At 38.3% G+C, this 23,905-nt stretch carries 22 protein-coding genes and 1 riboswitch; of the genes, 6 read left to right on the top strand and 16 right to left on the bottom strand.

Translation table 11 applies throughout. The annotated features are described in order from the left end of the window. Positions 1-58 precede the first annotated feature (58 nt). Positions 59-442 carry a hypothetical protein gene (locus IW492_RS14035; RefSeq protein WP_202068326.1) on the top strand — a complete coding sequence of 128 codons (384 nt, stop codon included), beginning with the start codon at positions 59-61 and terminating at the stop codon, positions 440-442. Between the two features lie 106 nt (positions 443-548). Here IW492_RS14035 and purB read toward each other — a convergent pair whose 3' ends face one another. The 7 genes from purB to IW492_RS14000 form a co-directional block, all read right to left on the bottom strand. After that, positions 549-1,841, bottom strand: coding sequence for an adenylosuccinate lyase (purB, locus tag IW492_RS14030; RefSeq protein WP_202068324.1), 1,293 nt, complete (start codon positions 1,839-1,841; stop codon positions 549-551). Between the two features lie 14 nt (positions 1,842-1,855). Continuing rightward, the gene (gene purK, locus IW492_RS14025; protein WP_202068322.1) at positions 1,856-2,986 is read right to left on the bottom strand and encodes a 5-(carboxyamino)imidazole ribonucleotide synthase; all 1,131 of its coding nucleotides are present in this window, start codon (positions 2,984-2,986) and stop codon (positions 1,856-1,858) included. Then, the gene (gene purE / locus IW492_RS14020) at positions 2,970-3,458 is read right to left on the bottom strand and encodes a 5-(carboxyamino)imidazole ribonucleotide mutase (RefSeq protein WP_202068320.1); all 489 of its coding nucleotides are present in this window, start codon (positions 3,456-3,458) and stop codon (positions 2,970-2,972) included. The genes purK and purE overlap by 17 nt, the downstream gene beginning before the upstream one ends. Positions 3,459-3,643: 185 nt before the next feature. Next, complete coding sequence (locus tag IW492_RS14015) at positions 3,644-4,225, bottom strand: xanthine phosphoribosyltransferase (RefSeq protein ID WP_202068318.1); 582 nt, start codon at positions 4,223-4,225, stop codon at positions 3,644-3,646. 56 nt (positions 4,226-4,281) lie between these two features. After that, a riboswitch (purine riboswitch) is annotated at positions 4,282-4,377 on the bottom strand. A gap of 307 nt (positions 4,378-4,684) precedes the next feature. Further along, positions 4,685-5,368: a hydrolase gene (locus IW492_RS14010; RefSeq protein WP_202068316.1), complete on the bottom strand. Its 684-nt coding sequence runs from the start codon at positions 5,366-5,368 to the stop codon at positions 4,685-4,687. A 26-nt stretch (positions 5,369-5,394) separates the two neighbouring features. Continuing rightward, positions 5,395-6,003 carry a glycoside hydrolase family 73 protein gene (locus IW492_RS14005; protein WP_202068314.1) on the bottom strand — a complete coding sequence of 203 codons (609 nt, stop codon included), beginning with the start codon at positions 6,001-6,003 and terminating at the stop codon, positions 5,395-5,397. A gap of 121 nt (positions 6,004-6,124) precedes the next feature. Continuing rightward, entirely contained in the window at positions 6,125-6,643 is a 519-nt protein-coding gene (locus IW492_RS14000) for a hypothetical protein (protein WP_202068312.1), read from the bottom strand. A gap of 159 nt (positions 6,644-6,802) precedes the next feature. Between IW492_RS14000 and IW492_RS13995 the strand changes: the two genes are divergently transcribed. Continuing rightward, positions 6,803-7,759, top strand: coding sequence for a Gfo/Idh/MocA family protein (locus IW492_RS13995; RefSeq protein ID WP_202068310.1), 957 nt, complete (start codon positions 6,803-6,805; stop codon positions 7,757-7,759). Positions 7,760-8,227: 468 nt separating this feature from the next. Here IW492_RS13995 and IW492_RS13990 read toward each other — a convergent pair whose 3' ends face one another. Beyond that, the gene (locus tag IW492_RS13990; RefSeq protein ID WP_202068308.1) at positions 8,228-8,425 is read right to left on the bottom strand and encodes a hypothetical protein; all 198 of its coding nucleotides are present in this window, start codon (positions 8,423-8,425) and stop codon (positions 8,228-8,230) included. A gap of 240 nt (positions 8,426-8,665) precedes the next feature. Then, the gene (locus IW492_RS13985; protein ID WP_202068306.1) at positions 8,666-9,652 is read right to left on the bottom strand and encodes an aromatic acid exporter family protein; all 987 of its coding nucleotides are present in this window, start codon (positions 9,650-9,652) and stop codon (positions 8,666-8,668) included. 108 nt (positions 9,653-9,760) lie between these two features. Between IW492_RS13985 and IW492_RS13980 the strand changes: the two genes are divergently transcribed. Next, a complete protein-coding gene (locus tag IW492_RS13980) occupies positions 9,761-10,357 on the top strand; it encodes an FUSC family protein (protein WP_202068304.1) in 597 nt (198 codons plus the stop codon). A 1,169-nt stretch (positions 10,358-11,526) separates the two neighbouring features. On the opposite strand, the gene IW492_RS13975 is transcribed toward IW492_RS13980, so the two are convergent. From IW492_RS13975 to IW492_RS13960, 4 genes are all read right to left on the bottom strand, one after another. Beyond that, positions 11,527-13,008 (bottom strand): flotillin family protein, encoded by a 1,482-nt coding sequence (locus tag IW492_RS13975; protein WP_202068302.1) that lies wholly within the window; start codon positions 13,006-13,008, stop codon positions 11,527-11,529. A gap of 170 nt (positions 13,009-13,178) precedes the next feature. Beyond that, positions 13,179-13,703 carry a hypothetical protein gene (locus tag IW492_RS13970; RefSeq protein WP_202068301.1) on the bottom strand — a complete coding sequence of 175 codons (525 nt, stop codon included), beginning with the start codon at positions 13,701-13,703 and terminating at the stop codon, positions 13,179-13,181. A gap of 592 nt (positions 13,704-14,295) precedes the next feature. Beyond that, positions 14,296-17,721: an ABC transporter permease gene (locus IW492_RS13965; RefSeq protein WP_202068300.1), complete on the bottom strand. Its 3,426-nt coding sequence runs from the start codon at positions 17,719-17,721 to the stop codon at positions 14,296-14,298. Between the two features lie 10 nt (positions 17,722-17,731). Next, the gene (locus IW492_RS13960) at positions 17,732-18,433 is read right to left on the bottom strand and encodes an ABC transporter ATP-binding protein (protein ID WP_202068299.1); all 702 of its coding nucleotides are present in this window, start codon (positions 18,431-18,433) and stop codon (positions 17,732-17,734) included. A gap of 147 nt (positions 18,434-18,580) precedes the next feature. Here IW492_RS13960 and IW492_RS13955 point away from each other — a divergent pair, with 147 nt between their 5' ends. Further along, the gene (locus tag IW492_RS13955) at positions 18,581-19,255 is read left to right on the top strand and encodes a DNA/RNA non-specific endonuclease (RefSeq protein WP_202068298.1); all 675 of its coding nucleotides are present in this window, start codon (positions 18,581-18,583) and stop codon (positions 19,253-19,255) included. A 9-nt stretch (positions 19,256-19,264) separates the two neighbouring features. Next, positions 19,265-19,654 carry a hypothetical protein gene (locus IW492_RS13950; protein WP_202068297.1) on the top strand — a complete coding sequence of 130 codons (390 nt, stop codon included), beginning with the start codon at positions 19,265-19,267 and terminating at the stop codon, positions 19,652-19,654. A 48-nt stretch (positions 19,655-19,702) separates the two neighbouring features. Here IW492_RS13950 and nagA read toward each other — a convergent pair whose 3' ends face one another. Both nagA and IW492_RS13940 read right to left on the bottom strand, forming a co-directional pair. Next, the gene (nagA, locus tag IW492_RS13945; RefSeq protein ID WP_202068296.1) at positions 19,703-20,857 is read right to left on the bottom strand and encodes an N-acetylglucosamine-6-phosphate deacetylase; all 1,155 of its coding nucleotides are present in this window, start codon (positions 20,855-20,857) and stop codon (positions 19,703-19,705) included. Positions 20,858-20,941: 84 nt separating this feature from the next. Then, positions 20,942-21,769 (bottom strand): helix-turn-helix domain-containing protein, encoded by an 828-nt coding sequence (locus IW492_RS13940; RefSeq protein ID WP_202068294.1) that lies wholly within the window; start codon positions 21,767-21,769, stop codon positions 20,942-20,944. A 173-nt stretch (positions 21,770-21,942) separates the two neighbouring features. Between IW492_RS13940 and IW492_RS13935 the strand changes: the two genes are divergently transcribed. Then, positions 21,943-22,128: a hypothetical protein gene (locus tag IW492_RS13935; RefSeq protein ID WP_202068389.1), complete on the top strand. Its 186-nt coding sequence runs from the start codon at positions 21,943-21,945 to the stop codon at positions 22,126-22,128. A gap of 292 nt (positions 22,129-22,420) precedes the next feature. On the opposite strand, the gene IW492_RS13930 is transcribed toward IW492_RS13935, so the two are convergent. Further along, positions 22,421-23,638, bottom strand: coding sequence for a pyridoxal phosphate-dependent aminotransferase (locus tag IW492_RS13930; protein WP_202068292.1), 1,218 nt, complete (start codon positions 23,636-23,638; stop codon positions 22,421-22,423). Between the last annotated feature and the right edge of the window lie 267 nt (positions 23,639-23,905).

Below are 23,905 nucleotides of genomic sequence, written 5' to 3'. Positions count from 1 at the left end.
CAATAATGACAGTAGAAAAAATAGATAACGTTTCTTTGATTGTAGGGAGGACTTCATTATGCAAGAGGATTATACAACGATTGCTCAAGATTTCTTGGCATCACTTACGAAGAAAGAAAAGATACGGCTTTACAATGATCTGCTGGCCTTAAAAACTGTGCATCATATGAATCAGGATCATACGTATTATACATTTAAGAATATTAAAAGAGGTGTAAAAAAATATTCTGAAAGAAGAAAAAGATGTTTCAATTATGTGAATGACCAACAAGTAGAATTAATGATCAATCAAATACATGAACAGCACTTTTTCAAAAATGGCTACCGTATTGAAGTATATTTGGCTAAACATGAATGCAGTTATGCATTTATTGAATGCCTGTTGCAAACATTACAGGAAAATCCGGAAAAATCATTTCACATGGAGGAAGTATTAGCATAAATGAAAAACGTCACCGCAGAATAGAAAATCTGCGGTGACGTTTTTTCTGGAAACAGAACCTCCTGAATTCGGCTTGGATTTCAGGAGGTTCTGTTTCTATTATTGGCTATAAACCTACACGTTCAAAAATAGTATCTACATTTTTAAGATGATAATTATAGTCAAAGGCATCATCTAGTTCTTCCTTGCTTAAGACTGAAGTAATTTTTTCGTCCTCATCTAAAAGTGGACGGAAGTCTGTTTGATGATCCCAGGCATAAGCTGTTTTAGGCTGCACTAAATCGTATGCTTCTTCTCTCGTCATTCCATGATCAATCAGCTTCAACAGAACACGCTGACTATATATCAAACCAAAAGTCGCATTCATATTCCTCTTCATATTCTCTGGAAATACAGTTAAGTTCTTAACAATATTGCCAAAGCGATTCAACATATAATCCAGCAAAGTCGTTGCATCCGGCATAATAATCCGTTCTGCTGAAGAATGTGAAATATCTCTTTCGTGCCAAAGCGTAACATTTTCATATGCTGTTACCATATGTCCGCGAATCACACGAGCCAACCCGCTCATATTTTCCGAACCGATCGGATTACGCTTATGCGGCATTGCAGAAGAACCTTTCTGACCCTTTGCAAAAAATTCTTCTACTTCCCTTGTTTCCGACTTTTGAAGACCGCGAATTTCTGTCGCAAATTTCTCAATACTGGTGGCAATCAGAGCAATAGAAGAAAAGTATTCAGCATGCAAATCCCGCGGAAGTATTTGTGTAGAGATTTCCTGTGGTCGAATCCCCAATTTTCCGCAAACATATTCTTCTACAAAGGGAGGGATATTCGCAAACGTGCCGACAGCACCACTGATTTTGCCTGCTTCCACTCCTTTTGCGGCGTGCTCGAAACGTTCGATATTCCTCTTCATTTCAGAATACCACAATGCCAGTTTTAAGCCAAAGGTAGTCGGTTCTGCATGAACGCCATGTGTACGTCCCATCATAACAGTGTACTTGTGCTCTTTTGCTTTGTCAGCAATAATTTGAGCAAAATTTTTAAGATCTTCTCTTAAAATATCATTCGCCTGTTTCAGCAAATATCCATAGGCTGTATCTACAACATCTGTACTGGTTAAACCATAATGGACCCATTTCCGTTCTTCTCCTAGCGTTTCAGAAACTGCTCTGGTGAACGCAACCACATCATGTCTGGTAGATTCTTCTATTTCAAGAATTCTTTTTACCTCAAAGGAGGCATTTTCCCGAATCTTTTTCACATCGTCCTTTGGAATCTCTCCAAGCTCTGCCCATGCTTCATCAGCTAATATTTCCACTTCAAGCCAAGCCTGATAACGATTTTCATCTGTCCAAATTTTCTTCATTTGCGGTCTTGAATAACGATCGATCATTGTATTATCCTTTCTTAATCCCAAATACTGGTTTGATAAATATCTTCTAATGTATCAAATAAATTTTCTGTCAGAATCGTAATATGTCCCATTTTTCTTCCAGGTTTTGCCTTTGCCTTTCCGTAATAATGAAAATGCCAGTTAGGCTTTTCTGAAATAAATTCCATGGTTTCATAAATTTCATCACCCATAATATTCACCATTACTGCATCAGACAGCAATTTGATCTCAGGAATTGACCAGCCGCAGATCCCTCGAATATGTGCATCAAACTGACTAAAAGAACAAGCTTCGAGTGTATAATGTCCAGAATTATGAGGTCTTGGTGCCAGCTCATTTACATAGATTCCACCATTATTCGTTAAGAACATTTCCACTGCCAGTGTTCCTGCCAAATTTATTTCTTCAGCGATTAATCGGGCAATTCGTTGTGCTTCTTCTTTCACGTCTTCATCCACCCTTGCCGGTGCAATCGTTTCATGAAGAATATTATTTCTATGGATATTTTCTACTACAGGAAATGTCTGAATATCTCCGGTGCCATTTCCGGCAACTAAAACAGATATCTCCTTTTCAAACGGAATCCAGGCCTCCAAAACACAGGTTCCTTCTTTTAACAAATTCATTGACGGTGCCAGATCTGAAGGACTGTACAACACATACTGCCCTTTTCCATCATAACCGCCTCGAGTATTTTTCAGCACACACGGATACCCAATGCCGTCAATGGCATCTTGAATATCAGTTGGGCTGACAATTGTTGCGTAAGGAGCAATCACAATATTATTGGATTCCAGAAAGCTTTTTTCCAACAGCCTGTCCTGAGTAATTGCCAGCAGATCTGTTCCCTGAGGAATCTCTACTTTATCCTGAATATGAACCAGACTGTCCACATCTACATTCTCAAATTCATAGGTTATTACTTCTGAATGATTGGCCATTTCTTCCAATGCTTCTAAATCATCATACTCCGCCAATAAGTGCCAATCCGCCACTTGTGCTGCCGGGCAATCAGCCGTAGGGTCCAATACGGCAATACGAAACCCCATTTCCTTCGCACTTAAGGCCATCATTTTACCTAATTGTCCTCCACCGACTATTCCAATCATAGCCCCCGGTAATACAGGCTTATTCAAGATCATCACTACTTTCCATCACGATTTGTTCAAGAGATTTACGTCGCTCTTCTAATTTTTTCGCTATCTCTAAATCATACATGGAAAGCATCTGAACTGCAAGTAGTCCAGCATTGGATGCACCCGCTTTTCCTATTGCTGTTGTAGCAACAGGGACTCCCCCAGGCATTTGAACGATTGACAGTAACGAATCCAAGCCGTTCAGTGCTTTGGATTGCACAGGAACACCAATAACCGGAAGTGTGGTTTTTGCTGCAACCATTCCCGGCAGGTGGGCAGCACCGCCGGCCCCCGCGATAATGATTTTAATTCCACGTTCTCTGGCTGATTCAGCAAAACGGAACATATAGTCAGGCGTTCGATGAGCAGAAACAACTTTTTTTTCATAAGGAATCTGAAATTCTTCTAAAATATCACAGGTCAGCTTCATTGTTTCCCAGTCAGAAATACTCCCCATAATCACAGATACTACAGTTGGCATATTAAATTCCTTTCTATGGCTTTTTCTCCTCTTCATTTTAGCAACAGGACGAAATCATGTCAAAGAAATATCGAATATTATCATCCTTTTTTCATCAAATGTTCGCCTTTACAACTTCATATTATTCAGACTTCATTCTGTATCTATCACTGCTAAACGAATTTGCTGTTTATCCAACTCCATTTTTATGCGTCCTCCTCAAGAAATTCTACACGCTGATTTTCCAGAGAAGCAATCCGTGCCAGAGAAACAATATTTAAGCCCATTTCTTCTAACAGCGCACGCCCGCTTTGGAAAGATTTTTCAATAATAATACCAATACCTGATACCTCGGCTCCTGCCTGCTGACACAATTCGACCAGTCCCTTTGCCGCCTGACCGTTGGCAAGGAAATCATCAATGATCAGAACCTTATCTTCCCCAATTAAAAATTTTTTTGAAATGGAAATCTGGCTGGTTACCTGCTTTGTAAAGGAATAGACAGAGGACGTCAACAGCTCTTCGGACATCGTCAGGCTCTTCGCTTTTCTGGCAAAAATCATTGGAACCTTTAATGCCTGAGCTGCATAGACCGCAGGAACAATCCCCAAAGCTTCGATTGTCACTACTTTGGTTATTCCTTTATCTGCAAAAACTTCAGCAAACCTTTTCCCCACTCGTTCCATCAACTCGGCATCCACCTGATGGGTAATAAAACTGTCTACTTTCAAAACGCCATTACTTAGAACATGCCCGTCTTTTTTTATTCTTTCCACTAATTCTTTCATTTCTATCGTCCCTCCTAAACTAAAAAAAGTTTGCAAAGCAAAAAAGGGGGCGTTATTGAACTCACTTCTTCGCTTATAGTCCGGAATTTATGGTACTGGGCAGAAACGGCCCCCTGTTATGACCCTATACATACTAAGAAATATAATAGATTCAATTATCCACAATTTTATTTAAAATACAAGATAACCATACTTAGAATTTTCTTATAAAAGAGAATAAAAAAAATAGTTTTTATTTAGGGCCTGTCTAAAAAACCCTGAAGCAAGCCCTTTCAAAAGCAGATATAGGCGAATTCCGTTTAAAGAAAGAATGGTCCCATATTCTTCGTCTTATCGTTCGCATACAGCATGTCTCATAGGCCCTTTGGACATGCGACGAGCATTCAAAAATTTTCAGACCGATCTTAAAAAGAAAAAATCAAGACAGGAGTCTTCTACTCCCATCCTGATTCAATCATTTTACAGCATATCTTTTTTTTCCTGTTCACGGTACTTCAGCATCTTCTTACTGAACAATTCACCGTTTGACGGCGGCGTATAAGTGATAGCATTCGCCCCAGCCTTAATCGTTTCTCCGATCACTTCTTCTGTAGGCCCTCCAGTGGCAATAATCCCCAGCTCTGGATACTTTTCACGAAAATATTTTACAGTGGCTGGCGTCTCTTTACCGGCACTGATATTTATTAGAGAAACGCCCGCCTTCAGTTTATCATCCAGAGGGGTGTATTTTGACGTCACAGTACTAATCACAGGAATATCAACCACATCACATACACTTTGGATTGTCTCAATCGGCGTTGGTCCATTAAGCACCACACCAAGTGAGCCCTGCGCCTCTGCAAACATACTCATGTATACAGAGCGTGTCCCCTGTGTCAGCCCGCCGCCTACTCCTGAAAAAACAGGAATATCAGCAGCTTCAATGATACTTTTGGTAATTGCAGGATGTGGTGTAAATGGATAGACTGCGATAACAGCATCAGCATTTGTATTTCTGATAATTGATATATCTGTTGTAAAAATAATCGAACGAATCTTTTTCCCGAAAATTAGAATACCGCTCGCCTCATTGATTACTTCTGGAACTTTAATAATGTCCTGTTTCAAAAGTGTCATGACCTCTGGTACCCACTTTTTTTCCATCTCAGCACTTCCTTTCACTGCTTCAGCTACTGATCGTATTGGTAAAGCTCATAACTCTCAATTACATGGATTACTTTATCTGCATAATCCGGATCTGTCGCATAACCGGCTGACTGCAATGCCTGTGCAGCCTCTTTATAATTGTTTGCTAAAAGAACATTTTCATAGAGTCTTGGATTCCAGGTGACACCATTTACAAACAAACGTGTGTGATCGTCCATTGACTCCTCCCATGTATCATAAACCCTGAAGTCCCCCTGGATTGTCACCCACAACTCATTTATGTACTCTTTGGTTTCAAGATTGACCTTCTCTTCATCACCATACGCCTTGATGCCGAAAAGATTGTTGTATTCAGCTGCGAGTGTGCTCTGCCCCCAGTTCGATTCAAGGATTCCCTGCCCAATAATAATACTTGGCAGTACACCATAGGATGCCTGCAGCTCTTGAGCATGGGGCCTGATTCGATCAATAAATTCTTCCTTTGATACAGATGCGTTGTCCTGTGTATTGATAGTCTTTTCAATGTCATCTCCAAAATACATACGAAAAGAAAAAACAAATATTCCTGTAACAATCAACAACCCCAACAAAATAACAGGAAATTGTCTTTTTTTACCCCTTTTAACTTTCATAAAATCCCTACTTTTTTATTTACTGTTTTCCTGTACACAGATCACTCTGTCTTGGCAAATAGCTCTCATTACTTTACAAGTCAGTAATTATAACAGTTTTTCTCTGCAGAATCAATCCAGTCTAATCCATTACGTAGGTTTCCATTAAATTTTCATCCATCCAATCCAGCAATTCAACTTTTGATCCCTCAAGCTGCGGCTGTAGTTTAGACGGCAATCGGAATGTGATAATATCATCAAATCCCCATTCTCCATAAGCAATTGAAACTTTTAAATTGATGAAGCCTTCATCATCCTGGATGGAATTGTTAAACGGAAGCAGCTCCGCCCGTCCAACATCACTTTTCATCCATTTTCTGGCTATCATTGTTTTCAACCGTTTATATTCAGAGACAGCAATATTCCGCTTTTCAGGAAATAAGACCGTTTGCCGCATAATTTTTTGAGTGAGCATCCACTCATAATCAGTAAAAAGACTCTTTACTTTTTGCATATCCTCATTGTTCAGATTTCCTCTGCCGTTCTTCCAGTTCTCCCACTGATCCTTATCTATATTTAGATGTTCCAAATAAAAATGTTCTTCTGAAAAGAACTGTTCAATAATTGCACTGACAATAATATCTACATATACTTGATGCATCTTCATCCCTCCTTCTCTCATTTTACTTAAAATGGCTTAAAAAAGCACTTATTAATTATTAAAAAGAAAGCTTTTTTCTTTTTTAACGTTAAATCTTTTCGTAGACATTCTTTTATTTAGTATAATAAAAGAAATCAAATAATTTAGGAGGAAACTATCTTGACAAACTATAACTGGGGGATCATTGGTCTTGGCGAGATTGCCCATCAGTTCGCTGCAGGCTTCCAACAGGAACAAAGTGTTTTAAAAGCAGTTGCTTCACGTTCTGCTGACAAAGCCAAACACTTCGCAGAAGCGTATCAAATACCTGATTATTATGGCTCCTATGAGGAACTGCTGGCAGATGAAACCATTGATGTTATTTATATATCGGTTCCAAACAAACAGCACATTGCACATATTCTATCTGCTCTCAAGGCAGGAAAGCATGTACTATGTGAAAAGGCAATTACGATGAACAGCGAAGAATTGCTGGAAGCAGTAAAGCTTGCTGAGAAAAAACATTTGATTCTCGCAGAAGCAATGACGATTTTCAACATGCCTCTTTACACTGAATTAAAGCGGCTGATTGATACAGGAAAATTCGGAAAACTAAAAATGATTCAGGCTCCTTTTGGAAGTTACAAAGAGCCAGATCCTAAGAACCGCTTCTTTAATCCAGACTTGGCTGGAGGCGCTCTGCTGGACATCGGAACCTACGCTGTTTCTTTTGCACGCTGGTTCATGACAGAGCAGCCTTTTGTGGCAGCCTCTGTCATGCAGCCGTTTTCTACCGGAGTTGACGAACAATCTGTGACCATTCTGCAAAATAAGAAACAGGAAATGGCTGCAGTAACGTTAAGTTTTCAATCAAAAGCTCCTAAAGTGGGGATTGTTTCATTTGAAAATGCCTATATCACTATTGAAGACTATCCAAGAGCTGATCTTGCAAAAATACATTTTAATGACGGAACAGTAGAAACGATTGTGTCAGGAGATACCAGTCAGGCACTTAATTATGAAATAAGCAACATGATTGCTGCTATTAGCGGGGATCAACCAAACCGCTCATTATTCATGACAATCGATACCATTGATTTATTGGATCAGATACAGCAAAAATGGGCACAACAATAATTAGAATCTGTCTGGAAACTCTATCGGCGAATATTTTCGAAAAAATGGATAGAGCTAATTTTGCTTAAAGAAGGAATATTACTATGTCCCCACATTCGTTATATTGTCTACACGTACAGCTATCCCTTTGTACTGGGAATAAATTCCGATAAATTTATTTCAATCAGAGCATTGCATACCATCCTGCTAATGCTCCTAGATGAGCGAGCCTCTATTCAAGGAATATTTATCGAGGCTGTGCATATAGCATGTCTTGTATGTCCCTAAGACATGCGACGAGCATTCGAAGAAGCGTAGGAACAACTTTTAATTTCAATTCTCAATAGGTTTCAGACACACCCTAATCATAAAAAGACACAGGAGAAGAATGCTGGAGCGCTCCAGCATTCTTCTCCCGTGTCTTTTTGAGCCTTACTTTAGATGAGTGTCTCAATCTAACAACCGATTCAAATCAGTTACAAGTTATTGTTACAGAAGTTTTTTTCTCTCAGCCCTCAGGTGTACCATGTCCTCCTGAGGCTTTCTGAGAATTGTCTTCTTGATTCGACTGTCATTTGATTTTGCTAAACCGCCAGTTGCTTCCTGTTCCTGATCTAAAAATGCACCAAGACTGTCTGCGGCCTGTCTTGCTTTTTCCAGCAAAAAATCTTTTTCATTTATTTCCATTGTATTCTCCCCTTGAATCTCCATAAAGCCTTTTTTTTCTGGTAATTGATGTTTCAAAAAATACTTTCAACTAACAAAACTATTCTAACATTTCCATCTTTATAAATAAAGGTTGTCATAAAAGAGGCTGACCGCTTACTCTTTTTAATAAAAAAAAGGCAGAATCATCCATACTACTCCGCCTTATGTCTGTGTATTTTCTTTTCAAACTTTTCTCATCGTTTAGCTTTTCCGAAAAGCTCAGCCTTCTTCCCGGTTATTACCATTGATTTTATTTAAGTTATCCTTTGCAAATTCTTCCTTCACTTCAATAAATGAATAAAACAACTGCAAAAACTGGAAAAGCTCCGCTCTATTCTCAAATTCTTTCCTGGACACCGGAAGAGGTTTTTCTCTGTAAATTTCGTAAACTGCACGTATTCTGTCTAATATTTCCCTACCATCATTTGCTTCTGAAAATGTTTGAGAGGTATAGGCTAGAAGCTCCTGAATATTTTTAACCTGCTCCGGTTCGACAATCACACGTTCCAACAGTCTTAACATATCCTTTAAAATGGTACTTTGAATTCTTCTCATAGTAAAGTAGTCCAGATAGTAACTGTCTTTGGACAGCAGTTGATTTTCCGCATGATTTTTTGCCCAGTCCTGTCCTTCATTTATCAGGCTTTTCAAATCATCACAGCGAACAAACAAACTTCGCTCCTTCTGATTTTCATTTAAGTACATTGCCATATCATGTAATATTTTTCTAAAAACTGCTTCTATTACTTCCTGATCCTCCTTTAAGCGTTTTTCCACATCCGGCATGTAAAGGTTCATCAGCAATGCCATTCCCACTCCAATAATCATCAATAGAAATTCATTGGCTATCAATTCCCAAGTTATGTATCCAGCAATCAGATAATGTGTGACGAGTACTGAACTGACTACAATCCCGTCAGACAAATTCAAAGAAACTGCCGCCGGAATGAACAATAACAGATAGATGCCAAATGCCCAAGGCGTGAATCCCAAAATATGGAAACATAAAAAAGCAATACCTGTAGCAAGTGCCAAAGAAAGCAGCCGATAAATTCCTGTTAAAAACGAGGATCTCTTTGTTGCTGTCACACTTAAAACGGAGATGATTCCAGCTGAAGCAGGATTCAGCAAACCCAATCCGGAGGCTAAAACAATTGAAACAGCTGCGCTGAAAGCTGTTTTAACGGTTCGTAATCCTATTTTCATTTATACATCTCCTCGTAAAAATTTATTGATTCTAAAATTCATCACTAGTAATTTTACCTCTATTTCGGTTATCATGGAATAATAAATATTTTTTTAGGAGAGAAAATTATGGTAATCGGTCCATTCCGTTTGGGCATGCGGACAATGAAAAGTGCTCTGGCAGTTATGATATGTATTTTATTATTCAAGATTTTTGATCGGGGAGGTCCCATGATTGCAGCACTTTCAGCCGTTTTTTCCCTGCGTCAGGATCTAACTTCCAGCCTAGCTTTTGGCAAATCACGGGTAATCGGAAATTCGATTGGCGGTATGCTTGCTCTATTATACTTCTTTGTCTTGAAATATTTCTCCAATGATTTTATGGTTGAACTCTTTTTCCTGCCTTTTCTGGTTATCATTGTTATTGTTTTATCAGACGGCATCGGCAACAACCCCGGAATTATCTCTGCAATCGCGACATTGCTGATGATTGCATTAAGTGTGCCGCAGGGTGAATCTGTCTATTATGCATTTGAACGGGTTCTTGACACATTTATTGGAACATTTGTGGCAATCTCGATAAATTTTCTTATACGTTCCAAGCCAATTGAAAAACAACGCCAAATCGACGAAGATTTGTTGGAACTGGAAAAAAAAGAGAAAGAACTGGAGAAGCTGCGAAAGAAAATAAACAAAAGAATTGACGAGAAGAAAGAGACTGAATAGGTATTCTATTTTCTATATAGATGTATTTTTTCTATCAAATACATCTGTTTAAAATATTTATTATTTACTCTTTTCATTTGAAATTTCCAATTCAAACTATTGGAAATAGTGTGGAATATGATAACAACAAAAAAACAACCTCCCACATAACAACAATCTTTACTATTGATTTACGGATAAAGATGAGTATTCACACTTATTTGCACTGATTTCATCTGATGATAAAAAAAGGAAAATTGCAATACTGATTATATCCTGACATATCTATGATACTTCAAAAAAACTCTTCTGCAAACCAAAATGACGTCTGAAATTACACTCTTTACTCCAAAAGTTATTAAAAAACTTTAAATTTATATAGCGATTTTCAAAAATTGAATTAGTTCTCAAAAATGCTAATATGTATCCTTTTATGTGTCAGGAAGCAACAGCTGTGTCCTAAGATTTTTTCTGGTTCTGAATATTTTTACAACAGCTGGAATTAGATTTTATGTACTATTATATAGTTTATTTTCTATTTCAATCATTTTTCTCGAAATGAAAAAACAACCTTCTTCATCTTTTTCATTTATTTTTAAACTAATATAACTTTTATATAAATAAATTTTATCTCTGAAAATTTATTCTTCTTATGAAAAATAAGAGCTGATACTTTTGATTCTACCATTTTTTGCATCTAATTACTCTTCTTCACCGACATTCTCTCTAGCGTATCGATCAACCTAAGACTAAGTTAGGCTTCTAATCCAAAAAATGCGGAGCCAACACAGGAGCAGCTCAGCAAAGAACATTGACTTCATCCCTAACTGGATTCAAATTAGCTGTAAAAATTCTAGAAACAGCTAATGCTCTGACCTTAACTCTGTTTTTAATTACGACACATACTTAAATCTTTAGTACAGCAGTTCAACTTTTTTACATTTAGTTATCCAAACTGCAAAAAAACTGGACAGGTACTTTTCAGTATAATGAGGTTGGGACAAATGTTTAACTCCGAGAAATAAGAAGGAATTCACGAAAATTGCTCCATAAATTTTAGAGAATTTTCAGCTTATTTCCCAAGGAGTTGCTTCTGCTCCCACCGTTTATCTGGATTTTAAGAGACTGGAATATAACTTTTTGAGTTATGTCCCAGTCTCATTAATTGATCGATTAATCTTCTTATTATCCTATTCTTTTGAATCGGCTGAGTCACCGTTTTCGTAGTAATTTACACTACTGCTGGTTCCTCTTTTTGTAAAGTTTTCGATGAGTTCCTTTACATCCAAACCAGTTGTTTCTTTCAGGGTTTCCTGAGTTCCTGCAAGCAGGTTGGTTGCGTAGTTGGTAATACGGTTTGCTCCGGAATTTTCTCCGCCGGAACCAGTATCTACAACAGAAATTCTATCAATATTACCCAAAGGCTGTGCTGCTTCTTTCATTAATTCAGGCAGCATTTCCAGAACCATGCTTAGTACTGCAGCTTCACCATATTGTTTGAAAGCATCGGCGATTTTTTGTTTTGCTTCTGCTTCGGCCTTTCCTCGAGCCAGAATAGCTTCCGCCTGAGCCTGACCGGCTAAGCGTGTTTGGTTTGCTTCCGCTTCAGCCAAGCTTTCCACTCTAAAGCGTTCTGCTTCCGCTTCTGCGACTTCACGCGCTTTTTGTGCAAGTGCTTCTTGCTCTTTCGCGTAACGGTCAGCATCAGCTTTTTTCTTCACTTCAGAATCATATTGTTTCTCACGACGCGTAATTTCTTTTTCTTCCAACTCAATTTGCTTTTGGCGTTCAATGACTTTGATTTCCATTTCCTGAGCAATAACTTCCTGCTGTGCTCGGGCACTTTCCAGATTATAGGCCTGATCGGCTTTCGCTTTGGCAATATCCTGTTCTTCTTTATAGATTGCAAGCTTCAATTCTTTTTCCTTCGATGCTTCAGCAATTTCTGTTTGTCTTTGCAGTTCTGCCTGTTGTGAATCTTTTTCAGCTTCTGCTTTTTTAATTCTTGTCTCCTTCAGTGCTTCTGCTTCGGCAATATTCGCATCTCGTTTTACCTGAGCAATTCTAGGCTTACCCAATGAATCCAAGTAACCATTTTTATCGCGTACCTCTTTAATCGTGAACGAGACAATAATCAGCCCCATTTTTGCCAAGTCAACACTGGCTACTTCCTGAACACTCTGGCTGAATTTATCTCTGTTTTGATAAATTTCTTCCACTGTCATCGAACCCAGAATAGAACGCAAATGACCTTCCAGTACTTCTCTCGCTTCATTTTCCAGTTCTTCCCGAGTTTTTCCTAAAAATTGCTCTGCAGCTGTAGCTATTTCTTCTACAGATGAACCGATTTTGATAATCGATGTTCCATCACACATTACCGGAACCCCTTGCTCAGTATAAACTTCAGGAGTAGAAACATCCAGTTTACTTGATAACAGACTGATCCGGTTTGAACGTTGGAAAACTGGAAGAACAAAGGCTCCTCCACCGCGCACAATTTTAATTTTATTTCCACGATCGTCTTTATGCACATTTTTTGAGCCTAGATAGCTTCCGCTGATGATTAACGCTTCATCCGGTTTTGCTGTCTGGTACTTGGAAACAAAAATAATCAACATCATTAATAAAACAAATACAGCCAATGCAATTGGGGCAAAAATAAATAAATCCATACTATCAAACTCCTTTTTCTTTTTGGCATTAAGGCAGCCCACGCCTTGAAGATGGACTGTCTTCTTAAGAGACATACATTCCCAATCCTAAAACAACTTTGCAGCTTATAACTATTTCTTCAAGAGATTACAGCTGCTTCATTACTTCCCTTTTAATTTCTCATATCCCCTTATAACTTAAGTGTATTTTCATAGGGTACAACATAACAAACTCGATCACGCACCTCAATAATCAATACTTCCTGACCTCTTTCCACTTCCTTTTCCTGAGGAGTATAGAAAGCTGCAGGTCTGCTGAGCGACCCAGTCACACTTTTGAATTGGATTTCTCCCATGCCGTTAACCGGAATCGGAGTAATCACTGTTGCGGTACTTCCTTCCATGTCTCTTTCTGAGATAGATATCGTAGATTCTGCATTTCTCATAGGGCTGAACAAATAGAAATTCAATACGAAGACAATGATGGTTGAAATGGCTCCGCCAGCCAGTAAAATGAGCCAATGATTCCAGTCCGTTATGTATTCTCCCAGATAGCCAAAGAGTGACGTAAAGGCAATCCATGGTATAAGCAGCATTGGATCAATGGGACCGTCAAAATCAAAAATATCACCTATCAGCAAAAGAAGTACTGCAATCCCTGCACAGATAATCAGGATATACAAGTAGATCGTCTGAATCGGTATTCCCTGTATCACCTTCTCACTTCCTTTCTTGTTTGACGCTATTTATAGTTTACCAATATTTACACATAAATAACAGGGAATATCGGAAAAACAATAATCAGAAGCAAAATAATAGTTTATTTTATTAGAAAAAGGTATATAGCTTGACTAACCTTCAAATCTCATTTTATAACACAGATTTTCTTACTATCTTTCTAGATTCAAAAAACAGAATCAGCTTTCGAACCTGGAAAAGTACAACGAAGCTTTGGTGCCGAAAGAGAAAAACATAACTTAATTTATTGTATTAATTTTATTTGGAAATTTGCAGCATGACTTCGTATTGAATTAGTCAAGTAACTGTAACTACGACCGCTTCCGTATTCGTTGCCTTCCAATTTTAAAAAAAGCTCGCAGAAGTTAATTTATAACTCAAGGGTTCTTTTAAAATCTTCTTGGATTCAATAATAACAATGGATAAGCTTAGATTTTAAAATTCGAAAGTTGAGTAATACAGTTAAAATATTGATTTTTTTAACAGCCTCTCGATAAAGAGAAAGACACTATACTGTCCAATAAAACAATATCTTTCTAAATAAACGCTTTAGTCTTATCTTTTAGAAATCTATTCATTTAATTTCAGCGCATCAATCATATCGACCTTTTCCAACTTTCTATGCATTAGAATCATTACAAAAAAAGTAAAGAATAAGGTAATTAATGCAGAATACACATAGCTAATCCAATGTATGGTTGGAGAAAACATCAGCATATCCACTTCCACTGTCTCCAACACATATCTATGAACAATCTTGCCCAGAGCCGTACCAAATAAAATCCCAATGATCGTTAGAATAATATTCTCACGGTAAACATACATCGTCACTTCATTGTCGTAGAAGCCGAGTACTTTGATTGTTGACAATTCCCTAATTCGCTCAGATACATTGATATTCGTCAGATTGTATAAAACGATAAATGCCAGCAAGCCTGATACCACAATCAGAACCCAGACAACTACGTTAAGACTGCTGATCGTGTCACTCAAACTATCACTGGAGCTGGAAAGAAATGAGATATTGAGAATACCCGGATTTTCCATCAGTATTTCAGCTGTATCTGTTTCAACCTTCGTTGTCGGTTTCTTATCAAACAGAAGAAAATCTGTTCTGTAAACCGGGGCTTCCCCAATAACTTTCTTATAATAATCCGGTGTCATATAAACAAAGTGTCCTGTATAATTCTCTGCAATTCCTTTAATTTTAAAAGTATATTCCTGATTATCAGAATCTTTTAAAACAAGTTCATCATTTACTTTATACCCGAACAACTTAGACAACTTCTCATTAATAATTACACCATCGTCTGCCAATTTGTATTCTTCACTAGTCCGGCGATTGATAAACGTAATAAATGAAGAGATTTCATCCGGCTTTTCCGGAACATAAACTGAAACATTCTGCACCGCTTTTGCTTCATCTGTCGTTTCAAATATTTCCGCATGGAGAGACATGACGCTTTTCAGCCCATCTATCCGATCCAGCTCCGCCTGATATTCCTTATATTCATCATCCGTTTCATTATCAGAAGCCGTAACCACTGCCTGATAATGCCAGATTTTATTAAACTGGATCACTACAATCTCTGAAATGGAATCTCTCAGTCCAAATCCAGTGATAATCAGCGACATACAGCCGGCAATCCCTAAAACCGTCATCAGCATTCTCTGCTTATAGCGAAATAAATTTCTAGCCGTGACTTTTCCAATGAAACTCATCCGTTTCCAGACCGGTGTCAGACGTTCCAATAATATTCTTTTTCCGGCTTTCGGCGATTTAGGGCGAAGCAAAACAGCTGGTGTACTAAATAAATCAATCCGAAGCACAACCAGTGAAGCCCCCACTGTACATAAAACAGCAACCACTACAGCAATCAGACTATAGTCAAGGTACCATGGTGTAATAAAGTTCGGAATATTGTATAACTGACCATAGGCATTAAAAATAATTACCGGGAACAGATAGTAACCGACGGCTAAACCAAGAACTGTGCCGCAAAGACTTGCAGTAATACCATAGAGAAGAAATTTAAACGCAATCTCTGAATTTTTATAACCGATTGCTTTCAAGCTTCCAATTTCTGTTCGCTTCTCTTCCACCATTCTTGTCATAGTTGTCAGGCTTACAAGAGCTGCAATCAAAAAGAAAAAGATCGGGAAAACAACGGCCAGCGAAGAAATTCGATTAGCATTTTCTTTATATTCTTTGTACCCGGGATTGTCGTCTCTGGTGAAATAATAATAGGTCGGTTCTTTTAAATCCGCCAGTTCCTGCTTCTTTTCATTCAGTTCCTTTTTGGCAGCTGCCAGTTCAGGTTCTTTTTCTTTCTTCTGTTTTTCAAATTCTGCCTGTCCTTCATTATAGGCAGCTTCAGCTTCAGTAAGCTGTTGTCTGGAAGCATTCAGCTGTGCCTGTCCTTCTGCACGAGATTGCTCCAGCTGTGCCCAACCTGCAGCCAGCTGTGACTTGCTGTCTGCCAGTTGAGCCGCCCCCTGCTGTAATTGACTTTCGGCAGAAATAATCTGCTGTTGACCAGCATTATACTCAGCAATCTGTTGTTGAATTTGGGTAGCTTGAGCATCGATTGTTTGAATTCCTTCATTTAGCTGATTCTGCTGGTTTTGAATTTCAAGCAATACTGGATTAACTGTATTTACATAAACAGCAAGATTTTCTTTTACAGGCTGATTGATCAATTGTTGAACTGCTGCCATAATCTCTGCTGATGCCTGGTTCTGCTGTAAAATCCCAATCCATTCAGCTGACTGCTGTGCAACTGCGCTCGCAAAATAGTCGTCTTCAATCATCTGCAAAGCAGTAATAGAGGCCGTCAGACCCTGGTAGTCTTCAAATTTCTGCTGCAGAAGGTTCCAGTTTGATACCAGTTCAGCCCGACTTGACTGAAGTTGATTTAAAGCATTCTGCCCCTCTATTACTTGCCCGGCTGCGGCCTCCAGCTCTGCCTTCTTTTGTTCCAACAGAGCTCTTTGACTAACCAGCTCTGCTTCAGAAGCATCGATCGTTGCCTGATTTTCTGCCAGTTCATTTTCACCTGCTGATATCTGCGAAGTAAAAGCTGCCTTAGCTTCTTCCAAAGCAGACCATCCTTCATCCAAGTCGGTCTTGCTTTCCTTCAATTTTTGTTCTGCTTCTTTTAAAGTATTTTCACCATCAAGAATCTGCTTCTCTGCAGCTGCCAGCTCCTCTGCAGCTTCTGAACAAATTTCTTCCACCCTTCCTTCTGGGCGTGCGGCAGTTTGCTTTTCCAGTTCAGCAATTCCGTTGTCTCTCGCTGCTTCATACGAAGAACTGTATGTTCCTTTACCCTCTAAACCTTTAAAAGAAAACAGAATTTCAGTATATGCCGAAAGATCCAGATCATTTTCTGATACGACTGCAAAGTAATCCAATGTACCTTTGCCAACCGTAGTATTTCCTCTTGATATATCCTCGATATATTCAGGTGACTGAACAAAGCCAACAATTTTAAACTCATGGACCTTCAATTGATTGTCCGGATCATCTGAGTCCGAAAGCTCTATTGTATCATTTAATTTGTAACTATTCGTTAAAGCAGCCAAACTGTCTAATGCAATTTCTCCGCTTTTTTCAGGCATTCTGCCATCAGTAACTACATAATCTACCAACTGATCCTTTGCAGACAAATCTTTCCCAATAAATTTTATCGCAACATTCTCACTTGAAATCATCACATCTGCTGTATATCGAGGTAAAACCTCAGAAACATCCTCAGATTTTTTTACTGCTTCAAGATCTTTTTCTGTTAGTCCCAACGTAGAAACGATTCGGCCATCTGCAAGTTTTTGTTTGGAAAAATAGCGGTCAGCCGTATCAATCATGTCAGGACCTGTCGCCTTCAAGCCGACAAAGAGCATTACTCCTAAAAAGATAATCCCCGTAATTGACAGGAAACGTGTCTTTGTTTGTCTGATTTCACGTAAACTTGTTTTTAACAGTGCCGTTTTTTTCATTCCATACAACCTACCATTCTATATCGGCAACCGGAACAGGATGCTCATTTGTAGTCATACTCCGCACTTTTGCATCATTGATTCGAATAACCCGATCAGCCATCGGAGCCAAAGCCGAGTTATGCGTGATAATAATTACTGTTGTACCAGTGTTTCTGGCTGTATCCTGAAGAATGCTCAAAATTTGTTTCCCGGTTTCGTAGTCCAATGCCCCAGTTGGTTCATCACAAAGTAAAAGCTTTGGTTTTTTTGCAATCGCTCTGGCAATTGTTACACGCTGCTGCTCTCCTCCAGAAAGCTGTGCCGGAAAATTATCCAAACGGTCACCCAAACCAACAGATTTTAATACTTCGACAGGCTCCAATGCATCTGAAACAATTTGTGAAGCCAGCTCCACATTTTCTTTTGCTGTTAAATTGGGAACCAGATTATAGAATTGAAAAACAAAACCGACATCATTTCTGCGATAGGTGGTCAGTTCCTTGCTGTTGAATTTGGCGATATCTGTCGTATCTATAATAATTTGTCCTTCATCACAAGAATCCATACCGCCTAAAATATTTAAAACTGTCGATTTCCCGGCTCCACTGGGACCCAAAATAACTGCTACTTCACCCTTTTCTACAGAAAAGGTAATCCCGTCATTGGCCGTGATCACTGTATTTCCCATGTGATATCTTTTGTATTCATTTATTACATCAATATAACTCATCTGCATCTATCCTCTCATTAAAAATTTTATCACAGTTAGCAGTTAATTGCCCCGATATTCTTCCATTAGAAAATCTTTAAATGCCTTTTCCTTTGTCCGTTTTTTTCGTATAATATTTGAATGAGTGTAAAATGAAGGAGTAAACGTATGGCAAAGAAAAATGATTCTCTTAAACATCACCCCATGCTGCTATTGGCAGGCGTGCTGATTATTTTAGTATTAAGTGTTTTAGGTATACAGGTACCCGATCAGATTCAGGAGCTTTTTGGAATGGAGCCTGCACCTGTAGAACAAAGCATTCCTAGCCCTCCTTCAAATGGGGAGTCAACAAACCCGGGACCGGAAGAACTGGGAACTGCAACATTCACTGACAGTGAACTAAAAGACAGTAAAAAGGGATGGATCACCTATCACGAGCTGGATTCTCTGGGCAGAGCAACAGGAGCTGAGGCCTTACTTAAACCAGAAATGGTCAATACTGGTACTTCTGCAAAGCAGGAGATTCGTCCTCCCGGCTTTATTTCCGGAAAAGAACCCTATAATCATTCTCGCGGGCATCTTATCGGCAGACAAATGGGCGGCACCGGAGATGATGCAAGAAATCTGACAACCCTTTATCAAACACCTGTAAATACTCCCTACATGACAAAATATGAGAATCAGGTGCGAAAAGCTATGGATGACGGGGAAACAATCCGTTACCGAGTTACCCCCATTTACGAAGGTTCTGACTTGTTATGTAAAGAAATTGAATTGGAAGCAAAAGGTCTATCCAGAAATACAACTGTTAATTTTCTAGTGCGTATTAAAAACGAAAAGTAGGTGAATAAAATGGATTTTCACAAACTGAAAGAAGAACTTACTGAAAAAGACCCTCACAGCTTCTTAGCTTTGGCCTCAGCTGAACAGGAACAGTCCGACGATGATCCTTTTTTCGTCTTTCAAATGAATATTGAAGAAATCTTTGAAACCAGCATAAATTTTCTGAGCTCTGAAGAGACACTGTCCATGGAAGAAGTGAATGACTGGAAAGAAGCTGACTTTCTCGTTGTATGTCAAACAATTGATGGAGATTTCATCGGTGGGAACAAGGAGGAGACCTTTGTTATTCCTCAATCACTTTATAAGACCGACATTGAGATTTATCCTTATTTTTTAAGTGATTTCTTTATTGCCTATGAGGATGGAACTATCGAATCGCCTACATTACCACCTGTATGAACAATAAAAACTCTTGGGCTTGATATAAGCCCGAGAGTTTTTTATGTTTTATTTTTCTGTACGGTATCGTTCTACTCCATCAAGATAGGTTGCTTCCAGCTCCATTGACGGGTTTAGAACAATAAAATCTGCATCCCTACCGCTTGCGATCATTCCGCATTTATCTTCAATTTTACAGCTGACTGCCGGTACCAGACTTGCCATCATAATTGCCTGTTCAGGGGTCGCAATTTCCCAATCCACTACATTTTTGATTGCTTCTTTTAACTTAAGAATACTCCCTGCAAGATTACCGGATTCAAGACGAGCTGTTCCATCTTTGACAACTACCGGAAATTCGCCCAGATTATAATCACCATCGGGCATACCGCCGGCCATCATACAATCTGTAATTAACGCAACATGGTCATGTCCGGCTTTTTCCATCAGTATATCCGCCGCATTGGGATGAACATGATGACCATCACAGATTAACTCTGAAAAAACATGCTTTAATGACATCAGCGCACCCACCATCCCGGGTTCACGATGATTCAATGCTCTCATTCCGTTGTAAGCATGAACAAATACACTTGCTCCGGCTTCTACTGCTTCAGCAGCCTGCTCCAGTGTTGCATCGCTGTGTCCCAAGGAAACAACTACGCCTTCGTCAGTCACCGTTTTGACAAATTCTTTAACACCTTTACGTTCAGGGGCCAATGCAATTTTCTTGATCAAACCGCCGGAAGCTTCCTGCCAGTCATGGAAAGCAGCCAAATCAGGATCTCCAAAATAACTAGGATTTTGCGCCCCTTTATGTTCCTCAGTAAAAAATGGTCCTTCAAAGTAAATTCCCTGAATCTTAGCTCCAGGAACTTCCTGATAAACCTTTCCGATTGTTTCAGCAACAGCCTTCAATCTTTCTTTGCTGGACGTCAATGTTGTCGGCAGAAAAGAAGTCACTCCACAGGAAAGAAGTCCTTCCGACATAACTTTTATCCCTTCTGCATCATTATCCATTACATCATGATTCATAAATCCATGAATATGCGTGTCTACCAGTCCCGGGGCAATCCACTTTCCTTCTTCTTTAATAACCTGAACTTCACCATCAGGCAGTTCTTTGTAAAAATCTCCAAATATTCCATCGGTTATTTCCAGATAACCCGGCCCTTTTACATCACTTTTCAAAAAGAACTTTTCTGCGAAGACAAATGTTTTCATAACCATCCTTCTTTCTTTAATTATCTCACTGTTTAAGTTACTCTTTCTCAGCCTATAAGTCAAGAATGGTGTAGACCATTCCTTCTATAATTTCATCGTTGCTATTTGGCCTATCTGTTCAGTTAATTTGCTGTAGACTTCTGCATCCTTATCATTACCGGTCATTGTCAACAATTTGCTTTTCAGGTCAAATAATTCTTCTAAGTAGTAATAGCTGTTCTTTTTTCGTGCCCAAACAATACCCTGATCAATAAGAACCTGCGCTTCATTCGGTCTGTTTTCCTGAAGAAGAAATGAGGCATAGTTAAAAAAGATCTTTGTAAGTTCCGCATTGATTCTTTCATTTGGCAATTCATGAAAATAATAAATACTTAGCTTCAAATATTTCTCAGCTGCATCATTTTTCCCCATCAAGCCATAGACACTGCCCAAACAGCTGATTAACTGAATTTCAAGATCGGAAAGATTACTCTTATTTGTCTGATAGGTATACGACAGCCCTTTTCTTAAGGAAAAAACAGCCCGTTCATAATTATGGTATAAATAAAATTCACAACTTCCCAAATAATAATAGTAGCGCTGCCAGTCCGTATCCAGATAAATACGTTCTTCCAAACCAGTTTCTTTTATGGATTGAATCAGCTTATCATATTCCTTGTGGCGGAAATAGTTGCCAAATTTTTCAAACATCTGTGTCACTACCTGAACTTCTTTCGATTGAAACTGCATGATTTGATCCATCGTCACACCGAGTCGCTGACAGATTTGCTGCATCACGACCACATTCGGAAGCTCTTCATTATTTTCAATCCGACTTAAAACGCTTTGCGAACAAATATCTTCCGACAGCATCTTTTGAGTCAGCTTTCTTTTTTTCCGTATCTCTTTGATAACACTTCCAAAAGAATTCATACTCTCACTCCTAATAAAACATTTTATAAAAAATGATTATCAAAAACATTTAATTAATTAAAAATATGCGAATTCGCATTTTGAATTTATTGTACTTTATTGCATAATAAACTGCAAGAAACTTCATTCACTTCACCAACTGTCAACATCACTTTATTTTTTAAGACTAAGGAGTGTTATTTATCGCACAAGAACAAAAAGTCAGCTTTACTTGGGAAAAAGACAATCATGTTGGCTATGTAGAAAAAGAGTATGAGAATTCATATTTAGTTGTGGTTAATGATCCCAGCTCTGATATGAAAGAAAAATATACAAATCGAATGGTCATCAGCAAAAAAGAATGTACAATGATTGACTAAAAATGACTACTAAGTAAGCTAAAATTGCAAAAAGAGAAGAAATGACGACTGCTTAAATACTTTTTAAGCGGTCTTTATTTTATACGATTTCCATTACCACATTCAATCTGTGCGAAACATTATGACTAAGCAATAAAATAAATAATTTTCAAACAGATAGTTCCTGTAACATTCAAATAAATATTCTATTGTTCTCTATGCAGTAATCACTCTGTATACTCGAACAGTTTATCTTCAATTCTTAATAAAATGAAAAAACTGGAAACCTTTAGGAGGCCCCAGTCTTTGACTGCTATTTTTGTCTATACGTACTCAAAAACTCTGTCATCTTTTCGGTTGTATATTTCAGATCCTCCATTTTAGGGAGATAAACAATTCGAAAATGATCCGGCTGATTCCAGTTAAACCCACCGCCATGAACCAATAAAATATGATGTTCATGAAGAAAGTCCAGAACAAATTTTTCATCATCATAAATATTAAACTTGGCAACATCTATTTTAGGGAAAATATAGAAGGCTGCTTTCGGCTTAACAACTGATAACCCGGGAATATCCTTGATTGCATTATAAATAAATTCACGCTGTTCGTAAATTCGTCCGCCTGGAAGCAGAAGCTCATCTACACTCTGATAACCGCCCAATGCTGTTTGGATAATTTGCTGAGACAGTACATTAGAGCACAATCGCATAGAAGAAAGCATATTTAATCCTTCAATATATCCTTGCACTCTTGTTTTATCTCCGCTTAGAACCATCCAGCCACATCTAAAGCCAGCCACACGGTGAGATTTTGACAATCCATTTAACGTCACAACAAATAAATCAGGCGCCAATGTTGCAATCGGAACATGAGTTAAACCGTCCATTACCAGACGATCATAAATTTCATCTGAATAAATAATCAAATCGTTCTGTCTGGCGATCTCCACGATTTCCAATAACAATTCTTTGGGATATAAAGCACCTGTCGGATTGTTAGGATTAATAATTACAATCGCTTTTGTGTTGGATGTAATCTTTGACTTGATATCATCAATATCAGGATACCATTCTGCTTGCTCATCACAAATGTAATGAACGGGGTTTCCTCCTGCCAGGGAAACAGATGCTGTCCATAAAGGATAATCCGGCATTGGCACCAATACTTCATCTCCGTTATCAAGTAAGCCCTGCATACACATGGTAATCAGCTCGCTGACTCCATTCCCGGTATAAATATCATTAATCGTCACATTAGGAAATTTCTTTAACTGACAATATTGTTCAATGGCTTTTCTCGCTGAAAAAATTCCCTTCGAATCAGAATATCCTTCAGAGTTGCGTACATTCATAATCATATCTCGAACCACTTCATTTGGGGCATCAAACCCAAATGGGGCGGGATTCCCAGTATTTAATTTCAAGATATTGATGCCTTCCTCCTGCATTCTGTCTGCTTCTTCTAAAACAGGACCACGAACATCATAACTTACATTTTCAAGTTTTTTTGACTTTTCAAAATTTCTCATACTGAATCCCTCATTTTTAAAATTTATACTGTCTAAGTTACGCCAGTATAGAAAAAAATGCAATAAAAAATTGACTGAATCTTTAAACTTTTTTGAACAGTCTTCCATCCTGTCAAAAATAGTATCTGAAAATTTAATTATTTTCGCAAATTTTATAATCAAGTTAGCCACCTAAAAAATAAAAAAACATCCTAGTGAAAAATCGTGTATTATTGAGGTTCCAACACCAATCAATAAGGAGACTTTTCACTATGACTTATACACATT

This window comes from Enterococcus sp. BWB1-3, from assembly GCF_016745275.1.
Classification (GTDB): Bacteria; Bacillota; Bacilli; order Lactobacillales; family Enterococcaceae; genus Enterococcus_L.
Note: the sequence above shows the minus strand (reverse complement) of the source record. Positions and strands in the feature narration are given on the sequence as shown.

Excerpts from the sequence above, each read along its gene's own strand:
- nagA (WP_202068296.1), bottom strand. The coding sequence starts at position 20,857 with ATGAAAACATTTGTCTTCGCAGAAAAGTTCTTTTTGAAAAGTGATGTA.
- IW492_RS13960 (WP_202068299.1), bottom strand. The coding sequence starts at position 18,433 with ATGAGTTATATTGATGTAATAAATGAATACAAAAGATATCACATGGGA.
- purB (WP_202068324.1), bottom strand. The coding sequence starts at position 1,841 with ATGATCGATCGTTATTCAAGACCGCAAATGAAGAAAATTTGGACAGAT.
- IW492_RS13940 (WP_202068294.1), bottom strand. The coding sequence starts at position 21,769 with ATGAATTCTTTTGGAAGTGTTATCAAAGAGATACGGAAAAAAAGAAAG.
- IW492_RS14005 (WP_202068314.1), bottom strand. The coding sequence starts at position 6,003 with ATGAAAGTTAAAAGGGGTAAAAAAAGACAATTTCCTGTTATTTTGTTG.
- IW492_RS13950 (WP_202068297.1), top strand. The coding sequence starts at position 19,265 with ATGGATTTTCACAAACTGAAAGAAGAACTTACTGAAAAAGACCCTCAC.
- IW492_RS13985 (WP_202068306.1), bottom strand. The coding sequence starts at position 9,652 with ATGAAAATAGGATTACGAACCGTTAAAACAGCTTTCAGCGCAGCTGTT.
- IW492_RS13955 (WP_202068298.1), top strand. The coding sequence starts at position 18,581 with ATGGCAAAGAAAAATGATTCTCTTAAACATCACCCCATGCTGCTATTG.
- IW492_RS14000 (WP_202068312.1), bottom strand. The coding sequence starts at position 6,643 with ATGCATCAAGTATATGTAGATATTATTGTCAGTGCAATTATTGAACAG.
- IW492_RS14035 (WP_202068326.1), top strand. The coding sequence starts at position 59 with ATGCAAGAGGATTATACAACGATTGCTCAAGATTTCTTGGCATCACTT.
- IW492_RS14010 (WP_202068316.1), bottom strand. The coding sequence starts at position 5,368 with ATGGAAAAAAAGTGGGTACCAGAGGTCATGACACTTTTGAAACAGGAC.
- IW492_RS13965 (WP_202068300.1), bottom strand. The coding sequence starts at position 17,721 with ATGAAAAAAACGGCACTGTTAAAAACAAGTTTACGTGAAATCAGACAA.
- IW492_RS13990 (WP_202068308.1), bottom strand. The coding sequence starts at position 8,425 with ATGGAAATAAATGAAAAAGATTTTTTGCTGGAAAAAGCAAGACAGGCC.
- purE (WP_202068320.1), bottom strand. The coding sequence starts at position 3,458 with ATGCCAACTGTAGTATCTGTGATTATGGGGAGTATTTCTGACTGGGAA.
- IW492_RS13980 (WP_202068304.1), top strand. The coding sequence starts at position 9,761 with ATGGTAATCGGTCCATTCCGTTTGGGCATGCGGACAATGAAAAGTGCT.
- IW492_RS14015 (WP_202068318.1), bottom strand. The coding sequence starts at position 4,225 with ATGAAAGAATTAGTGGAAAGAATAAAAAAAGACGGGCATGTTCTAAGT.
- IW492_RS13975 (WP_202068302.1), bottom strand. The coding sequence starts at position 13,008 with ATGGATTTATTTATTTTTGCCCCAATTGCATTGGCTGTATTTGTTTTA.
- IW492_RS13930 (WP_202068292.1), bottom strand. The coding sequence starts at position 23,638 with ATGAGAAATTTTGAAAAGTCAAAAAAACTTGAAAATGTAAGTTATGAT.